The sequence below is a fragment of the Amycolatopsis sp. WAC 01375 genome, assembly GCF_003947325.1.
Taxonomy (GTDB): Bacteria; Actinomycetota; Actinomycetes; order Mycobacteriales; family Pseudonocardiaceae; genus Amycolatopsis.
On the sequence record NZ_QHHW01000015.1, the window covers coordinates 1 to 14,854 of the forward strand.

The 14,854-nt window shown below is 68.2% G+C and carries 16 protein-coding genes; 4 read left to right on the forward strand and 12 right to left on the reverse strand.

Features of this window, described 5'->3' with window-relative positions; genetic code table 11:
- From DL991_RS06085 to DL991_RS06095, 3 genes are all read right to left on the reverse strand, one after another.
- On the reverse strand, nucleotides 1–1,509 hold a 1,509-nt coding region (locus tag DL991_RS06085; RefSeq protein WP_125781836.1), incomplete at its 3' end, for a HAMP domain-containing protein.
- Between the two features lie 47 nt (nucleotides 1,510–1,556).
- Nucleotides 1,557–2,636, reverse strand: coding sequence for a PAS domain S-box protein (locus tag DL991_RS06090; RefSeq protein ID WP_370305729.1), 1,080 nt, complete (start codon nucleotides 2,634–2,636; stop codon nucleotides 1,557–1,559).
- Nucleotides 2,637–2,668: 32 nt separating this feature from the next.
- Nucleotides 2,669–3,349 (reverse strand): response regulator transcription factor, encoded by a 681-nt coding sequence (locus DL991_RS06095; protein WP_125781838.1) that lies wholly within the window; start codon nucleotides 3,347–3,349, stop codon nucleotides 2,669–2,671.
- A gap of 255 nt (nucleotides 3,350–3,604) precedes the next feature.
- Here DL991_RS06095 and DL991_RS06100 point away from each other — a divergent pair, with 255 nt between their 5' ends.
- A complete protein-coding gene (locus DL991_RS06100; RefSeq protein WP_125781840.1) occupies nucleotides 3,605–3,859 on the forward strand; it encodes a hypothetical protein in 255 nt (84 codons plus the stop codon).
- Nucleotides 3,860–3,869: 10 nt separating this feature from the next.
- Here the strand turns inward: DL991_RS06100 and DL991_RS06105 are convergent, their stop codons facing one another.
- The 6 genes from DL991_RS06105 to DL991_RS06130 form a co-directional block, all read right to left on the reverse strand.
- Nucleotides 3,870–4,427, reverse strand: coding sequence for a hypothetical protein (locus DL991_RS06105; RefSeq protein ID WP_233598688.1), 558 nt, complete (start codon nucleotides 4,425–4,427; stop codon nucleotides 3,870–3,872).
- Between the two features lie 166 nt (nucleotides 4,428–4,593).
- Nucleotides 4,594–5,454 carry a spermidine synthase gene (locus DL991_RS06110; protein WP_125781842.1) on the reverse strand — a complete coding sequence of 287 codons (861 nt, stop codon included), beginning with the start codon at nucleotides 5,452–5,454 and terminating at the stop codon, nucleotides 4,594–4,596.
- Nucleotides 5,454–5,825 (reverse strand): adenosylmethionine decarboxylase, encoded by a 372-nt coding sequence (gene speD, locus DL991_RS06115; protein ID WP_125781844.1) that lies wholly within the window; start codon nucleotides 5,823–5,825, stop codon nucleotides 5,454–5,456. The genes DL991_RS06110 and speD overlap by 1 nt, the downstream gene beginning before the upstream one ends.
- Nucleotides 5,815–6,957: a type III PLP-dependent enzyme gene (locus DL991_RS06120; protein ID WP_125781846.1), complete on the reverse strand. Its 1,143-nt coding sequence runs from the start codon at nucleotides 6,955–6,957 to the stop codon at nucleotides 5,815–5,817. Before DL991_RS06120 ends, speD begins: the two co-directional genes overlap by 11 nt.
- A gap of 45 nt (nucleotides 6,958–7,002) precedes the next feature.
- Nucleotides 7,003–7,191, reverse strand: coding sequence for a hypothetical protein (locus DL991_RS06125; protein WP_125781848.1), 189 nt, complete (start codon nucleotides 7,189–7,191; stop codon nucleotides 7,003–7,005).
- 138 nt (nucleotides 7,192–7,329) lie between these two features.
- Nucleotides 7,330–8,514, reverse strand: a complete 1,185-nt coding sequence (locus tag DL991_RS06130; RefSeq protein WP_125781850.1) for an MFS transporter — start codon at nucleotides 8,512–8,514, stop codon at nucleotides 7,330–7,332.
- A 93-nt stretch (nucleotides 8,515–8,607) separates the two neighbouring features.
- Between DL991_RS06130 and DL991_RS06135 the strand changes: the two genes are divergently transcribed.
- The gene (locus DL991_RS06135) at nucleotides 8,608–9,111 is read left to right on the forward strand and encodes an Lrp/AsnC family transcriptional regulator (protein ID WP_125781852.1); all 504 of its coding nucleotides are present in this window, start codon (nucleotides 8,608–8,610) and stop codon (nucleotides 9,109–9,111) included.
- A gap of 155 nt (nucleotides 9,112–9,266) precedes the next feature.
- Nucleotides 9,267–11,651, forward strand: a complete 2,385-nt coding sequence (locus tag DL991_RS06140) for an excinuclease ABC subunit UvrA (RefSeq protein WP_125781854.1) — start codon at nucleotides 9,267–9,269, stop codon at nucleotides 11,649–11,651.
- 61 nt (nucleotides 11,652–11,712) lie between these two features.
- Here DL991_RS06140 and ligD read toward each other — a convergent pair whose 3' ends face one another.
- On the reverse strand, nucleotides 11,713–12,648 hold the full coding sequence (gene ligD / locus DL991_RS06145; protein WP_125781856.1) for a non-homologous end-joining DNA ligase: 936 nt from the start codon (nucleotides 12,646–12,648) through the stop codon (nucleotides 11,713–11,715).
- Nucleotides 12,649–13,040: 392 nt separating this feature from the next.
- Here ligD and DL991_RS06150 point away from each other — a divergent pair, with 392 nt between their 5' ends.
- Entirely contained in the window at nucleotides 13,041–13,724 is a 684-nt protein-coding gene (locus tag DL991_RS06150) for a TetR/AcrR family transcriptional regulator (RefSeq protein WP_125781858.1), read from the forward strand.
- Here DL991_RS06150 and DL991_RS06155 read toward each other — a convergent pair.
- Nucleotides 13,687–13,998, reverse strand: coding sequence for a sporulation protein (locus DL991_RS06155; RefSeq protein WP_125781860.1), 312 nt, complete (start codon nucleotides 13,996–13,998; stop codon nucleotides 13,687–13,689). The two genes, DL991_RS06150 and DL991_RS06155, sit on opposite strands and share 38 nt — an antisense overlap.
- A gap of 161 nt (nucleotides 13,999–14,159) precedes the next feature.
- Nucleotides 14,160–14,819: a GntR family transcriptional regulator gene (locus DL991_RS06165; RefSeq protein ID WP_199746750.1), complete on the reverse strand. Its 660-nt coding sequence runs from the start codon at nucleotides 14,817–14,819 to the stop codon at nucleotides 14,160–14,162.
- Nucleotides 14,820–14,854: the final 35 nt, after the last annotated feature.

The following is a 14,854-nucleotide window of genomic DNA, read 5'->3' on the forward strand; positions in this document are numbered from 1 at the left end:
CTTCTGGGACAGGTCGCCCCTGGCGACGGCGGTCGCGACCTGGGCGATGGAGCGCACCTGATCGGTCAGGTTGTCCGCCATGACGTTGACCGACTCGGTCAGGCCCTTCCACGTCCCCGACACACCCTTGACGTCCGCCTGACCACCCAGCCGTCCCTCGGTGCCCACCTCGCGGGCGACCCGGGTGACCTCGTCGGCGAACGACGACAACTGGCCGACCATCGTGTTGATGGTGTCCTTGAGTTCCAGGATCTCGCCGCGCGCGTCGACACGGATCTTCTGCGACAGGTCGCCCTTCGCGACCGCGGTGGTGACCTCGGCGATGGAGCGCACCTGATCGGTCAGGTTGTCCGCCATGACGTTGACCGACTCGGTCAGGCCCTTCCACGTCCCCGACACACCCTTGACGTCCGCCTGACCACCCAGCCGTCCTTCCGTGCCCACCTCGCGGGCCACGCGCGTGACTTCATCGGCGAACGACGACAACTGATCCACCATCGTGTTGATCGTGTTCTTCAGCTCCAGGATCTCGCCCCGCGCGTCCACCGTGATCTTCTGCGACAAGTCACCCTTCGCCACCGCTGTGGCCACCTGGGCGATGGAGCGCACCTGCGCGGTGAGGTTGCCCGCCATGAAGTTGACCGACGTCGTCAGATCCCGCCACGTCCCGGCCACGCCGGGCACCTGGGCCTGCCCGCCGAGCGCGCCTTCGGTACCGACCTCGCGGGCCACACGCGTGACCTCATCGGCGAACGACGACAACTGATCCACCATCGTGTTGATCGTGTTCTTCAACTCCAGGATCTCGCCCCGCGCGTCCACCGTGATCTTCTGCGACAAATCACCCTTCGCCACCGCCGTGGTGACCTCGGCGATCGAGCGCACCTGATCGGTCAGGTTGCCCGCCATGAAGTTCACCGACGTCGTCAGATCCCGCCACGTCCCCGCCACACCGGGGACTTCCGCCTGCCCGCCAAGCCGTCCCTCGCTGCCGACCTCGCGCGCGACCCGCGTGACCTCATCGGCGAACGACGACAACTGATCCACCATCGTGTTGATCGTGTTCTTCAGCTCGAGCATCTCGCCCTTGACGTCGACGGTGATCTTCTGGGACAGATCACCTTTCGCCACCGCGGTCGCGACCTCGGCGATGTCGCGGACCTGACCGGTGAGGTTGCCTGCCATCGCGTTCACCGAATCGGTGAGGTCCTTCCAGGTCCCCGAGACCGAGGGCACCGCCGCCTGCCCGCCGAGCTTCCCGTCGGTCCCCACCTCGCGGGCGACCCGGGTGACCTCGGAGGTGAACAGCGCCAGCTGGTCGACCATCCCGTTGAAGACGACCGCCATCTCGTTCATCAGGACGTCGTCCACCTGCGGCAGCCTGGTGCTGAAATCACCGTCGCGAACGGCTTTCAGCCCCTCCAGCAACCGCTGCAGACCCTCGTCGTCGATTGCCCCGCCCACCCGCGCCGCGTCTCTCGGCCCGCGCTTGGCCACCGGTTCCGACATCGAGATGCCTCCTTCGTTCCGACTCCCCGCGGATCCAGGGGCGACCGTCATTCCCGCACGGGCCCGGCAGGGCCCAGCGGAATCCAGAAGACCACCGACGTCCCTTCGCCGGGCCTGCTGGAAATCCGGAACCATCCTTCCGCCGCTTCCGCACGTTCACGCATCGACGCCATTCCGATGTGCTCGCCCGACAAGACCTCATGGGCACTCTCGAAGTCCGGCTTCATCCCCTCGCCGTTGTCGACGACCTTGGCCAGCAGACCGCCGTCCTGTCCCGTCAGCGAAACCACGACGGAGGTGGCGTTCGCGTGTTTCCGCACGTTCACCAACGCCTCCTGAAGGATCCGGAAGACCGTGACGACGAGGTCGGGCGGCGGCTGGACCTGCAGATCGTGCCGCAGCGTGCGGTCGAGCCCCCAGCCGGCGACGACCTCGTCGAGATAGTCGCGGACGGATGCGACCAGGTCGTCGTCGTTGAGCGCGGGCGGGCGCAATTGGGCGACGAGGATCCGCAACCGCCGGATCGCCCCTTGGATCGCTTCGTCGAGTTGCATCAATGCGGAATCCCGCCGTTGCGCGGCGAGCATCTGCAACCGCATGCTCACCGCGATCATCGACTGGATGGAATCGTCGTGAACATCCCACGCGATACGACGGCGTTCGGTTTCTTGCGCCCGAACCAAATGCGCGAACGCCTGTCGCCGCTCGGCTTTCTCCTCCTGCGATTTCCGTTGTTCGGTGAGATCGCGGGTCACTTTGCCGAAACCGACGAGGCGGCCCTCTTCATCCCGCAACGCGGTGATCACGGTGTTGGCCCAGAACCGTTCACCACCGCGGCGGACGCGCCAGCCCTCGTCCTCGTGACTCCCCAGCTCAGTGGCGATCAGCAGCTCCGAGGTGGGTTTACCGGCGACGACGTCGTCCTCGGGGTAGAAAACGGAGAAATGGCGGCCGAGGATCTCGTCCTCCGAATACCCCTTGATCCGCTCCGCCCCCGGATTCCAGCTGATCACGCGACCGTCGACATCCAGCAGGTAAATGGCGTAGTCGATGACGCTGTGCATGAACAACTCGAACAGCACAGCGCCGCGGTGATCAGGTGTCCGTTTCGATGGCAGCATGGCCATAGTGCAGCTTGACACCCGGATACCTCTCCCCGCTACGGCCGTTCGAGGAGGCCATTCTTGCGGGCATGAGCCACCGCTTCGAGTTTCGAATGGGTGCCGGTCTTCACCAGGATCCGCTGCACGTGATTCCGCACGGTATTCCGGGCCAGCCGCAGCTCCTCGGCGATCCGATCGGTTCCCGCGCCTTCCGCGATCAGGCAGAGCACCTGTCGCTCCCGCAGGGTCAGCAACGGCCCGAGCCTGCCGGAACTCCCGGCCAGCATGGCCAAGGCGCCGCCGAGCAGTTCCGGGTCGATGACCATGTCGCCCGCCGCGACGGTCCGGATCGCCGCGACCAATTCGTCGAGGAGACCGGATTTCAGCAACAGCCCGGCCCCGCCGACCTCCAGGATCCTGGCGACGATGGCACTGTTCGCGTCACCGGTCAGCACGAGCACCCTGCTCGACGGCGAGATCGCGCGGAATCGGGCGATCGCTTCGATCCCGTCGCCGTCCGGCAGCCGCCGATCGAGCAGGACGATGTCGGGCAGGTGCTTCTCCGCCGCGATCATCCCGCCCGCCAGTGACTCCACCGACGCCACCAGGTGGATCTCCGGAAATTCCTCGAAGGCCGCGCCCAGCGCTTCGGCCACCATCTTGTGGTCCTCGACGAGCAGCACCCGGATCGGGGTCGCGGCCGGGGACTCGGGCTGCGGGAACGTCGGGTTCGGCATACACCTTCTCCGTCGATCGTGATCTCGCCGATTCCCGGAAATGGAGGCGAGACGCCGGCGGGGCATTCTCCCACCGTCTCCAGCCCACTCGGCGTTTCGAAGCCGACCCGTGACCCGCCGTACCCGCCCGGCGACCGAGAGAGGTCTTTGTGCCTTCGATGGCACGACCTTCGGCGGTGACCGGAACGGCACCCGGTGCCTCATCGTCAAAGGTGACGCCCACCGGATCGGGGGCGATGGAGAGGGGACCGGGACGTGACCACGAGGATCTGCGAAACCCGCCGCCGTCCCGGCACGCACGCCATCGCCCGCCGGGCATCGATCGCCGCCGAGTGCGAGCGGGCGCCGAGAGTCGTGGCGAAAACCGAGACGCACGCCTCTCTGCTCGACGAGGTCCTGACCGCCATCCGGCATTTCGACGGCGCGGCCTTCGTCAAGCGGTCCCGGTGGAACCCACGGGACCGGCGCGTCCAACGGCTGCGCGGCTGGCTCGGCGGCGCGCCCGGCTGACCGGCACCCGTCACACCGGGTGCCACCGGCCGATGTCCGGCTCCATCGGCACGATCCGGGTCAGCGACGAGCGGATCTTCAGTTCCGTCGCCCTGTCCCGGCCGCGGGTCCCACGCGGGGCGTACGGGTAGAAGGTGCCGCGCTCGCGGCGGTAGACCATGGTCAGCCTCGGATGCCGCATGTCCCGCAACTCGGCGAAGTCGACCGTCGTATGCAGCAACCAGGACGCGAACCCGGCCTGGGCCAGGCTCTCGTTGACGTCGGCGAGGTCGTCGAGCAGCCAGCCGAGATCGCCGTTCTCCCGCCAGCAGCGCACGATCGTCCGTCCGTGCGCGTCGTGGATGACCACGTTGCGGCGGACGGTGTCCCCGGCGAGACCGGCGACGATCTCCGCGTCCGTCCCCGGCCCCGGACGGCCTTCCGCGACGAAGCAGACACTGCCCGACCCCGTCGGGGCCAGCCCGTGCCCGGACCGCAACGTCAACGCCGCGGACCTCAAGTCCAGCAACGGAAGCAGACTCGGCCGCACCGACCGGCTCTTCCCGAGAAGGCTGCCCAAACGCGCCATGACCTCACCGCACCCTTTCCTGTGCGTGAAGCCTTTCCGATGACGCCCTCGCACCCTAGGGCCGCACGGTCGCGCATCGCGGCGGACAAGTCCCCAGTTCCGGTGACCAACGGCCCTACCAGCGGTCGCCCGTCACTTCGTTCGCCTTACGTCCCGGCGAGAGGTCTCAGTGACGCCGCAGGGAGAACGGCGGCACCGTGTTCGCCCTCAGCGCGTCTTCGTCCATAGTGGACTCCCCGATCCCCGCCTTGCCGATCCGCTCCGCGACGAGGGCGCCGGGATCGTCGAGCACGTCGGCCCTGCCGCTCAGGAAGGCCCACTCGTGCTCGTCCGAACCGTAGTAGAGAACGGTCCCGAACGACTCGGTGAACCGGCGCCACGACGCGATCAGCGTCTGATTGCGCCACAGCGTCGGGCAGCCCGCCTGGCAGCCGACCACTCCTCCGTCGGAGAGCAGTGCCGTGCACCGGGCCAGGAAGTCGGCACCGTACAGCCGGTTGTGCTGCGCCTCCGGATCGTCGTTCTCGTCCGGCAGATCGATCACGACGACGTCGTAGGTGTCCCCACGCTCCTGAGCTTCGGCGAGGAACTCCCACCCGTCGCGGTAGTGGACGCGGACCGTCCCGTCCCCGCGCTCGGCACGGGCCAGCTCGTCGAGGGTGTAACCGTAGGGAAGGTGCTCGGCGCAAACCCGCACCGCTTCGGCGTCGATGTCGACGTGATCGACCACCTCGGCGCCGGCGGCGACGGCGAGCTGGGAGGCGACCCCTTCACTGGAGCCGATGATCAGCACCCGCTCGACGCGTTCGGCGAGCAGCAGCGACGGGACCATCAGCGCCTCGTGGTAGACGAGCTGGCTCAGTTCGGTGCTCTGCCGTTCGTCGTCGCAGAAGAGGGAGATCCCCTGCGCGGTCCGTCCGATGAGGACGTTCTGGAACGCGGTACGGCCTTCGAACAGGACCTCGTCGACGTCCCAGTTCCGGGTGAGCCCCGCGCCCATCGGCTCGACGATCACTCGTTGTGCCATCAGTTCTCTCCTCGTTCCACAGTGGACATCCGGACGGTGCCGGCGCCGAGCAGCTTCGCCAGCAGCGCGACCGCGCGTTCCGGATCCGCCCGGTCCCCGCAGGTGAACACGTCCACGAACACCGAACCGATCTCCGGGTAGGTGTGCACGGAGGCGTGCGATTCGGCCAGCAGCGCGAGCACGGTGACCCCTTGCGGGGCGAAGGAATGCGACACGACTTCGCAGACCGTCGCCCCTGCCTCGGTCACCGCGTCGGCGAGGGTCTTCTTCAGGAGCGAGGCATCGTCAAGCAGCGACGGCTCGATCCCCTCGAACTCCGCGAGTACGTGGCGGCCGGCGAACCGGCCGACGAGTGGTACTTCACCCGGCATCGGCGAACCTCCCCACACAATAGGTGCGCAACGGCTCGATTCCGTTGAAGGCGACGGACGAGTAGCTGGCGGTGTACGCCCCGGTGCCCGGGATGTCCAACCGGTCACCCGCCTTCAACGACCTCGGCAGCGCGCACGGCGTCCGCTGGTACAGCACATCGTCACCATCGCAGGTCGGCCCCGCGAGGACCACCGGCCCTTCCGGACCCTTAACGCCGACGGGCTCCAGCCGATACGCGACAGCTTCGTTCTCACACTCTGCCATTCCGTTGTACCTGCCGACGTCGAGGTAGACCCAGCGGCGTTCGTCGGCGGCGGCCCGGGTGGTCACCAGCACGACTTCGGTCCTGATGAGCCCGGCGTCGGCGACGATCACGCGGCCCGGCTCCAGCAGCAGCTCCGGCTCCGGCAGATGCGCTTCGAGGGCGGCGTGGATCACGCCCGCGTAGTCCGTCAGCGACGGCACGGGTTCCCGGTGCTCGGTGGCGAACCCGCCGCCGATATTGAGCCGCTCCAAGCCGACGCCGGCGTCGGCGGCGACCTTGGCCGCGGTCGCGATCCCGATCTCCCATGCAGCCGGATCCGGCTGCTGCGAACCCACGTGGAACGCGATTCCCGGCCGCAGCCCGGCTTCCACGGCCTGGCGGAGCAGGGTGGCGGCCACCTCCGGTTCACAGCCGAACTTGTGGCCGAACGGCGTCACCGAATCCGGGCCGCCGGTCAGCAAACGGACCGAGACCAGCGAACCGGGCGCGTGCTCGACCAGATTCGCCAGATCGCCGGCGGAGTCCGTGGTGAACTCACGGACTCCGCGTTCGTACGCGAAGGCGACGTCCGCCGGCTTCTTGATCGTGTTGCCGTAGGCCAGGTCCGCCGCTCGCGCACCACGGGACAGGCACAGCTCGATCTCCGCCGTTCCGGCCACGTCGAATCCCGCACCGGCCGACAGCACCGCGTCCAGGACCCCTGGCGTGGGATTCGCCTTGACCGCGTACCGGATCAGCGCGTCCGGGAAGGCCGCCGAGACCGCGGCCGCCCGCTCCGCGACCAGGTCGGTGTCCACCACCAGGCACGGTGTCGGCGGCTCGCGATCCGCCAGGAAGGCACGGATCCGGTTCAGGCTTTCGGTCACACGCCCCAGGGTGTCAAAGGCCGATCACCGGTACGGAACCCGGGGTCACGCCCGGATGTCACCCGAGGTCTGCTCAGGCAGTTCCACCCCGTGCTCGGCGGCCAGTCGCTCCAGGTTGGCCAGGTCGGCACCGACGGCCGAAGCCCTGTCCTCGTCCGAGGCCTGCTTGGCGATCTGGACGTCTTCCCTCGCCTGCCGTACCCGGTCCCGCAGATTCACCGCGAACTCGCTCATCGTGCACCCCCGATCTCCCGCACCTTGTCTGCTTTCACCCTAGGACCCTCCGAATCGGTCACCCACGTGATCTGCGTCATCACGGGTTCGTTCGTGTCGGAGTGAAGCAGTATGACGGCAGGCCCCGGGTTTCGCAGATCAGCTGAGTTCGGCTTTTTCAACGGGTTCCGGCGCGGTCGCCCGGCGGCCGATCACCGCGAGCGGGGCGAGCGCGCACAGGCCGCCCGCGACGGCGACCAGAACGTATCCGCCCAGGCCGAACAGCTGCCCGGCGAGCAGACTCGCCGCCGCGGACGTCCCCCAGACGAAGGCGTCGACCGTGCCCTGCGCCCTCGTCCGCTGCGCGGGCGGGAGATCGCGGCTGAGCATGCTGCTGCCGCCGACGAACACCAGGTTCCAGCCGTAGCCCAGCAGGAACATCGCGAACGGGATTCCCACGTGATGCGAATCGGGGGCGCCGATCGCGGTGACCGCCGCGACGGTGAGCGTGCCGATCCCGCCGAAGATGGCCGTGCGGCCGCCCCACCGGTCGGCGATCCAGCCGGACAACGGTGCCAGCGCGAACATCCCGACCAGATGGGCGCTCAGCACCCAGCCGACGACGTCGAGCCCCTGACCGTGCTGGTGCAGCTGGACCGGGGTCATCGTCATCACCGCCACCATGGCCAGCTGCGCGCCGACCATCGCCACGAGCGGCCCGAGGATCACCGGATTCCGCACGGACATACGCTCCCGCCTCGGCACGCCCTCCTCCGGGGCGGCGAGGCCGCGCGGCAGGGTGGCGACGGCCAGCACCGCGATGGCCACGACCAGCGCCCCGGCCGCGATCGGACCGGACAGCGCGGGCAGTTCGGCGGCTTCGGCCTTCGCCGCGGCCGGCGCGATCAAGGCGGGCCCCGCCACCGCGCCGACGGTCCCCGCCCAGACCATTGTGGACAGTGCGAACCCCTTGCGATGCTCGGGCGACAGATCCGCGGCCGTGTACCGCGAGAGCTGGGCCCCGCTGTTGCCGAAGCCGATCAAGGGCATCCCGGCCACCAGCGCGAGCACGGATCCGCCGAGCACGCCGGCGAACGAGATCAGCGCTCCCGCCACCGCGGACCCGTACATCAGCACCAGGACGAAGCGCCTGCCGTAGCGAGCGGCCAGGGATCCCGAAGACAGCGAACCCGCGGCGGAACCGAGCACCAGCACCGCGTTCGGCAACCCGCTCCAGGCGGCACCGGCGTGCTCGACCACGATCAACGCCGCCGTGGTGGACAGGCCGACGACCGCGGTGCTGAGACAGGCGACGCCCATGAAGAGCGCGAACATCGGTTTCATGATTCGAATCTAGGGATTCCGGGCGCCTCGGCGAATAGGCTGTCGAAGGCCTCGCGGGGGTGCGAGGCGCATCATGAAAGGAATCCGGGCGCGATGACCTTACGATCGGAAAGAGCACTGGACGACCTCGACTGGCGGCTCGTCGAAACGCTCCAGAGCGACGGGCGGCTCTCGTTCAAGGAACTGGGCCGCCGCGTGAACCTCTCCGCCCCGGCGGTCGCCGAACGGGTCCGGCGGCTGGAGGAGGCGGGTGTCATCACCGGGTACCGCGCCCAGGTCGACGCGCGCCGTGCCGGGTACGACCTCCAGGCGTTCGTCGAAATGCGCTGCTCGCTCGGCAGCTGCCTGCTGCGCACCAGCAAATCCGACGACTACCCCGAGGTGGTCGAACTGCACCGGCTCAGCGGCGACCGCTGCACCATGCTGAAGGTGCGGGCCGTGTCGCTCGAACATCTCGAAGGTCTCTTCGAACGGCTGGGCAAACACGGCGAGATCCGGTCGTCGGTGGTGCTCTCGACGCAGTACGAGGGCAGGCCGGTCGGCCCGCCGGTCGAGGACTACCTGAAGGCGACCAAGAGCGAGGGCTGGAGCGTCTGAACAGGCGGTGGAGACCGATCAGGAATCGAGAAGCGGCGGCGGGCCGCGTTCACCTAGCGTGATCACCAGTGAGGACGAACGGCTCGAAGCTGGTTAGATCGAGCCCGGTGAGGCTGACGGAACGTACACGCGGCCCACACGAGGATGGAGAGACGATGCGCAAGACCACCAAGCCGCAGCCGCCCGAGGAACACCCCGCCGACAGCCACGACCTGATCCGTGTACTCGGCGCGAACGAGAACAACCTCAAGAACGTCGCCGTCGAGCTGCCGAAGCGACGACTGACGGTGTTCACCGGTGTCTCCGGGTCCGGCAAGAGCTCACTGGTCTTCGACACGATCGCGGCCGAGTCGCAGCGGCTGATCAACGAGACGTACAGCACCTTCGTGCAGGGCTTCATGCCGACGCTGGCCAGGCCCGAGGTCGACGTGCTCGACGGCCTGACCACCGCGATCATCGTCGACCAGCAGCGGATGGGCTCCGACCCCCGCTCCACGGTCGGCACCGCCACCGACGCCTACGCGATGCTGCGCATCCTCTTCAGCCGGATCGGCAAACCGCATATCGGCTCGCCGCAGGCGTTCTCCTTCAACGTCGCCTCGATCTCCGGCGCGGGCGCCGTGACCGTCGAGAAGGCCGGACGGACCACGAAGGAACGCCGCGAGTTCAGCATCACCGGCGGGATGTGCGCCCGCTGCGAGGGCCGGGGCAAGGTCAACGACATCGACCTCACCGCCCTGTACGACGACACCAAATCCCTCAACGAGAACGCGCTGACGATCCCCGGGTTCTCCATGGACGGCTGGTACGGCCGTATCCTCCGCGGCTGCGGCTTCTTCGACCCGGACAAGCCGATCAAGAAGTACACCAAGAGGCAGCTGGACGATCTGCTCTACAAGGAGCCGGTCAAGCTCAAGATCGAGGGCATCAACCTGACCTACTCGGGGCTGATCCCCACGATCCAGAAGTCGTTCCTGGCCAAGGACCGCGAGGCGATGCAGCCGCATATCCGCACGTTCGTGGACCGGGCGGTCACGTTCGCCGTCTGCCCAGAATGCGACGGGAGCCGTCTCAGCGAGCTCGCGCGGTCTTCGAAGATCAAGCGGATCAACATCGCCGACGCCTGCAAGATGCAGATCAGCGACCTCGCCGACTGGGTCCGCGGGCTCAAGGAACCGTCGGTCGCGCCGCTGCTGGAGAAGCTTCAGCACACCCTCGACTCCTTCGTCGACATCGGTCTCGGCTACCTCTCCCTCGACCGGCCGTCCGGCACGCTTTCGGGTGGTGAGGCGCAGCGCACGAAGATGATCCGGCACCTCGGATCGTCGCTCACCGACGTCACCTACGTCTTCGACGAACCCACCATCGGGCTGCACCCGCACGACATCCAGCGGATGAACAACCTGCTCCAGCAGCTGCGCGACAAGGGAAACACGGTGCTGGTCGTCGAGCACAAGCCGGAGACGATCGCCATCGCCGACCACGTCGTCGACCTCGGCCCCGGCGCGGGCACCGCGGGCGGGACGATCTGCTTCGAGGGCACCGTCGATGGCCTGCGCGCCAGCGACACCATCACCGGAAGGCACCTCGACGACCGGGCTGCGCTCAAGGACAGCGTTCGCAAACCCACCGGCAAACTGGAGATCCGCGGCGCCGACCGGCACAACCTCCGGAACGTGGACGTCGACGTGCCGCTCGGCGTCCTCTGTGTCGTCACCGGTGTCGCGGGCTCCGGCAAGAGTTCGCTGATCCACGGCTCGATCCCCGCCGCCGAAGGCGTGGTCTCGGTCGACCAGACGCCGATCCGCGGCTCGCGGCGGAGCAACCCGGCCACCTACACCGGCCTGCTGGAACCGATCCGCAAGGCCTTCGCCAAGGCCAACGGCGTGAAGCCGGCGCTGTTCAGCGCCAACTCCGAGGGCGCCTGCCCGACCTGCAACGGCGCGGGCGTCATCTACACCGACCTCGGCATCATGGCCGGTACCGCGACCACTTGCGAGGAGTGCGAGGGCAAGCGGTTCCAGGCGTCGGTGCTGGAGTACACCTTCGGCGGCAAGAACATCAGCGAGGCACTCGAAATGCCGGTGTCCGAGGCCGTGAAGTTCTTCGGCGAGGGCGAAGGGCGGATCCCTGCCGCACACGCGATCCTCAGCAGGCTCGACGACGTCGGGCTCGGCTACCTCAGCCTCGGCCAGCCGCTCACCACGCTCTCCGGCGGTGAACGGCAACGGCTGAAGCTCGCGACGCACATGGGCGACAAGGGCGGCGTCTACGTCCTCGACGAGCCGACCACCGGCCTGCACCTCGCGGACGTCGAGAACCTGCTCGGCCTGCTCGACCGGCTCGTCGACGCGGGCAAATCGGTGATCGTGATCGAGCACCACCAGGCGGTGATGGCGCACGCCGACTGGATCATCGACCTCGGCCCGGGTGCCGGCCACGACGGCGGCAAGATCGTCTTCGAGGGCACGCCGTCCGATCTCGTCGCGGCCGCTTCGACGCTCACCGGCGAGCACCTGGCGGAGTACGTCGGCAAGTGACGCGCCTGATCACGCGAGTTACGCCTCTGATCACGCGAGTGCGGAGTAACGGCTCAGGGCGCTAATCCTCGGCTTCGAGCCCGTCGCGGTCGGCCCACTCGAGCAGGGTGTCGAGCGAGTATGCAGTGTCGTCGATGCCCGCGTGCAGGTCTCCGAGTTCGGCGAAGCGCGCGGGCACGGTGGCGATGGTGAACTCGCGCGGCTCGACGTCGTCGATCTCGTCCCACCTGATCGGGGTCGAGACGACGGCTTCGGGCACGCCGCGGACCGAGTAGGCGCTCGCGATGGTGTGGTCCCTGGCGTTCTGGTTGTAGTCCACGAACAGCTTCGCCGGGTCCCGGTCCTTTCGCCACCAGGTGGTGGTGACCTCGCCGGGCATCCGGCGCTCGACCTCGCGCGCGAAGGCGAGCGCCGCCCGCCGGACCTCCCGGAAACCCCACCGCGGTTCGATCCGGACGTAGACGTGCAGGCCGTGTCCGCCGGAGGTCTTCGGCCAGCCGGTGATGCCGAGTTCGTCCAGGATCTCGCGGACGGTGTGGGCGACCTTCCGCACGGTCGAGAACGGGCAGTCGGGCATCGGATCGAGGTCGATCCGCCACTCGTCCGGGCGTTCGGTGTCGGCGCGGCGGGAATTCCACGGATGGAACTCGACGGTCGACATCTGCACCGCCCAGATGACGTCGGCGGGATGCGTGACGCACAGTTCGTAGGCGTGCCTGCCGGAGGGGAAGTCGACGCGGACGGTCTGGAGCCAGTCCGGGGCACCGTTCGGGACCCGTTTCTGGTGGACCTTCTCCCCCGAAACCCCGGACGGGAACCGATGCAGCATGCACGGCCGTTCCCGCAGCGCCCGTACGATCCCGTCACCGACCGCGAGGTAGTACCGGACGAGGTCGAGCTTCGTCTCGCCCCGCGCCGGGAAATAGACGCGATCCGGGTTGGAGACGCGCACCGTCCGGTCGCCGACCTCGATCTCCACCGCCGAGCTTTTCGCCATACAGGCAAACTAACCCGAAAGCCGCCTGCCCGCGCCTCATCACCTCGACTGGTAGTAAGGGTCGTGAGCAGGGCAAGTATCAGGTGACTGAGCCTCCGACGACGCTTCTTCGCCGGCATTTCGGCCCGGGGTTCGTGAGCCCGGCGCCGAGCTCTTATGTCCCCACGACAGCGACCACTCACGTGAGCGCCTGACTGGAGTTCACGTACCTGGGGAAGGTGTGAAGGTCAAATTTCCTCGGGACCCTGGGTCCCTCAAGGAGTCCTTCACGGACCCGCGATACCGGCTCCCCCACCCTACGGCTCACACCAGCGCGCTCGGTTCCTTGGCGGGCCACACTCACCGCATCCGCGTCCGCTCGATCCGGAACGGCGCTCTGCCAGGATGACGGCATGGCACGGACACGCACGGAGGCACTGTCCCGCGAGCGCATCGTCGAGGCCGCCGTCGAACTGCTCGACGCGGCGGGCGAGCGCGGGCTGACCTTCCGGACGCTGACCGAACGCCTCTCCACCGGCCCGGGAGCGATCTACTGGCATGTGCCGAACAAGGGCGCGCTGCTCGACGCCGCGACCGCGTCCGTCGTCGGCGCCGCTCTGACCATCGAGGCCACAGGATCACCCCTGCGGGAGATCCGCGCGATCGCGCTCGGCCTGTTCGACGCGATCGACCGGCATCCTTGGCTGCCCGCGCAACTCACCGCCCAGCTCTCGCGCAGCCCTTGGGGCTCGGTGACGCCGCGGATCTTCGAAGGCATCGGGCGGCGGGTCAGCGCGCTGGGCTCCCCCGAAGCCACCTGGTTCACGGCGACCTCGGCGCTGGTGCACTACATCTTCGGCGCCGCGGGTCAGAACATCGCGAACTCCAAGGTGCTCGGGCCCGGCGTGGACCGCGCGGAATTCCTCCGCGCCGCGGCGAACGCGTGGGGAGAGCTCGATCCCGCCGAATTCCCGTTCTTGCGGTCGATCGCCGACGAGGTGCGTGAGCACGACGATCGGGAGCAGTTCCTCACCGGGATCGATCTCATCCTCACCGGTATCACCGGCGCCGAGCCCGGTGGATCGTCGCGACCATGACGGCGAACACCGCGCCGAGGAAGGTCACGTCCACCGCCGGGACCCAGCGCACGTCACCGCCTTTGAGCACATACGCCCCGACCGGTCGCGCGGCGAGTACGAAACCGCCGCCCTCGCCTTCCTTGCCCTGTTCGGCCCCGTGCCCGCCGCCTCCGCCGCCGACGACGTTCGCGGCCGGGATGATCACGACGCCGTCGTTCTCCACAGGCTCGCCGTAGACGCGCCGGACGGTGAGGTTGTCACGCATGACGCCGACGACCTTCTCGAGTCCCATCAGACCCCCACCCTGTCCAGTTCCGGCGCGACCGCGTCCCGCAGGAGACCCCGCGCCCTGTCCAGCTCCATCGAACCAGAAGGCCGGCGCTCGCCGAGTTCGCGGGCGTCCGCGGCGAGACAAGGTGGCGGGATCCACTGCGCGACGCATGATCAGCCGGGTCAGCCTTCCTGAGGCAGCACCGACATCACTTCGGACACCGGCCGCAAATGCTCCTCCAGCAACCGTGACGCCTCTTTAATGTCGTGGTCGTCCAGAGCGGCGACCAGCGCCCGGTGTTCCTCGTTGATCACCGCCAGCCGTTCCGGGCGTGCCTCCAGCGCGCGGACCGTGACCCGCTGCTGCCGCGAACGCAGGGTGTCGTAGAGCTCGGTCAGGACGGTGTTGCCCGCCGCGTTCACGATGGCTCGGTGAAATCGGCGGTCGAATCCCGAAACGGCGAACCAGTCGCGTTCGGCACCGGCGCTCGCCATCGCTTCGATGAGTTCGGGCAGTTCGGCGGGAGCGCCCGCCCGGTTCGCGCAGAGTGCCGCGATGGCGTGCCCTTCGATCAGCCGCCTGCTCTGGTAGACCTCTTCCAGTTCCCTGGCGGTGACCGTGCGCACCTGAGCGCCCTTGCGCGGCAGGAGACTGATGAACCGCTCGGCCGCCAGCCGGTGGAACGCCTCGCGCACCGGCGTCCTTGACACGCCGACGACACCGGAAACCCACATTTCGTCGAGGAAACGGCCGCCTTCCAACTCGCCCGAGATGATTCCGTCGCGCAGCCACGTGTAGACCCGCTCGCGCGCCGGGCCGCCCCCTTCGGCGGTCACAGTCATCTCGTTTCCCCTCTATGCCGTTACTTTCCGCGACT

What these genes read in the sequence shown, in the direction of transcription:
- DL991_RS06090 (WP_370305729.1), bottom strand. Translation starts at nt 2,636, where the DNA reads ATGGCCATGCTGCCATCGAAACGGACACCTGATCACCGCGGCGCTGTG.
- DL991_RS06095 (WP_125781838.1), bottom strand. Translation starts at nt 3,349, where the DNA reads ATGCCGAACCCGACGTTCCCGCAGCCCGAGTCCCCGGCCGCGACCCCG.
- DL991_RS06105 (WP_233598688.1), bottom strand. Translation starts at nt 4,427, where the DNA reads ATGGCGCGTTTGGGCAGCCTTCTCGGGAAGAGCCGGTCGGTGCGGCCG.
- DL991_RS06110 (WP_125781842.1), bottom strand. Translation starts at nt 5,454, where the DNA reads ATGGCACAACGAGTGATCGTCGAGCCGATGGGCGCGGGGCTCACCCGG.
- speD (WP_125781844.1), bottom strand. Translation starts at nt 5,825, where the DNA reads ATGCCGGGTGAAGTACCACTCGTCGGCCGGTTCGCCGGCCGCCACGTA.
- DL991_RS06125 (WP_125781848.1), bottom strand. Translation starts at nt 7,191, where the DNA reads ATGAGCGAGTTCGCGGTGAATCTGCGGGACCGGGTACGGCAGGCGAGG.
- DL991_RS06130 (WP_125781850.1), bottom strand. Translation starts at nt 8,514, where the DNA reads ATGAAACCGATGTTCGCGCTCTTCATGGGCGTCGCCTGTCTCAGCACC.
- DL991_RS06135 (WP_125781852.1), top strand. Translation starts at nt 8,608, where the DNA reads ATGACCTTACGATCGGAAAGAGCACTGGACGACCTCGACTGGCGGCTC.
- DL991_RS06140 (WP_125781854.1), top strand. Translation starts at nt 9,267, where the DNA reads ATGCGCAAGACCACCAAGCCGCAGCCGCCCGAGGAACACCCCGCCGAC.
- ligD (WP_125781856.1), bottom strand. Translation starts at nt 12,648, where the DNA reads ATGGCGAAAAGCTCGGCGGTGGAGATCGAGGTCGGCGACCGGACGGTG.
- DL991_RS06150 (WP_125781858.1), top strand. Translation starts at nt 13,041, where the DNA reads ATGGCACGGACACGCACGGAGGCACTGTCCCGCGAGCGCATCGTCGAG.
- DL991_RS06155 (WP_125781860.1), bottom strand. Translation starts at nt 13,998, where the DNA reads ATGGGACTCGAGAAGGTCGTCGGCGTCATGCGTGACAACCTCACCGTC.
- DL991_RS06165 (WP_199746750.1), bottom strand. Translation starts at nt 14,819, where the DNA reads ATGACTGTGACCGCCGAAGGGGGCGGCCCGGCGCGCGAGCGGGTCTAC.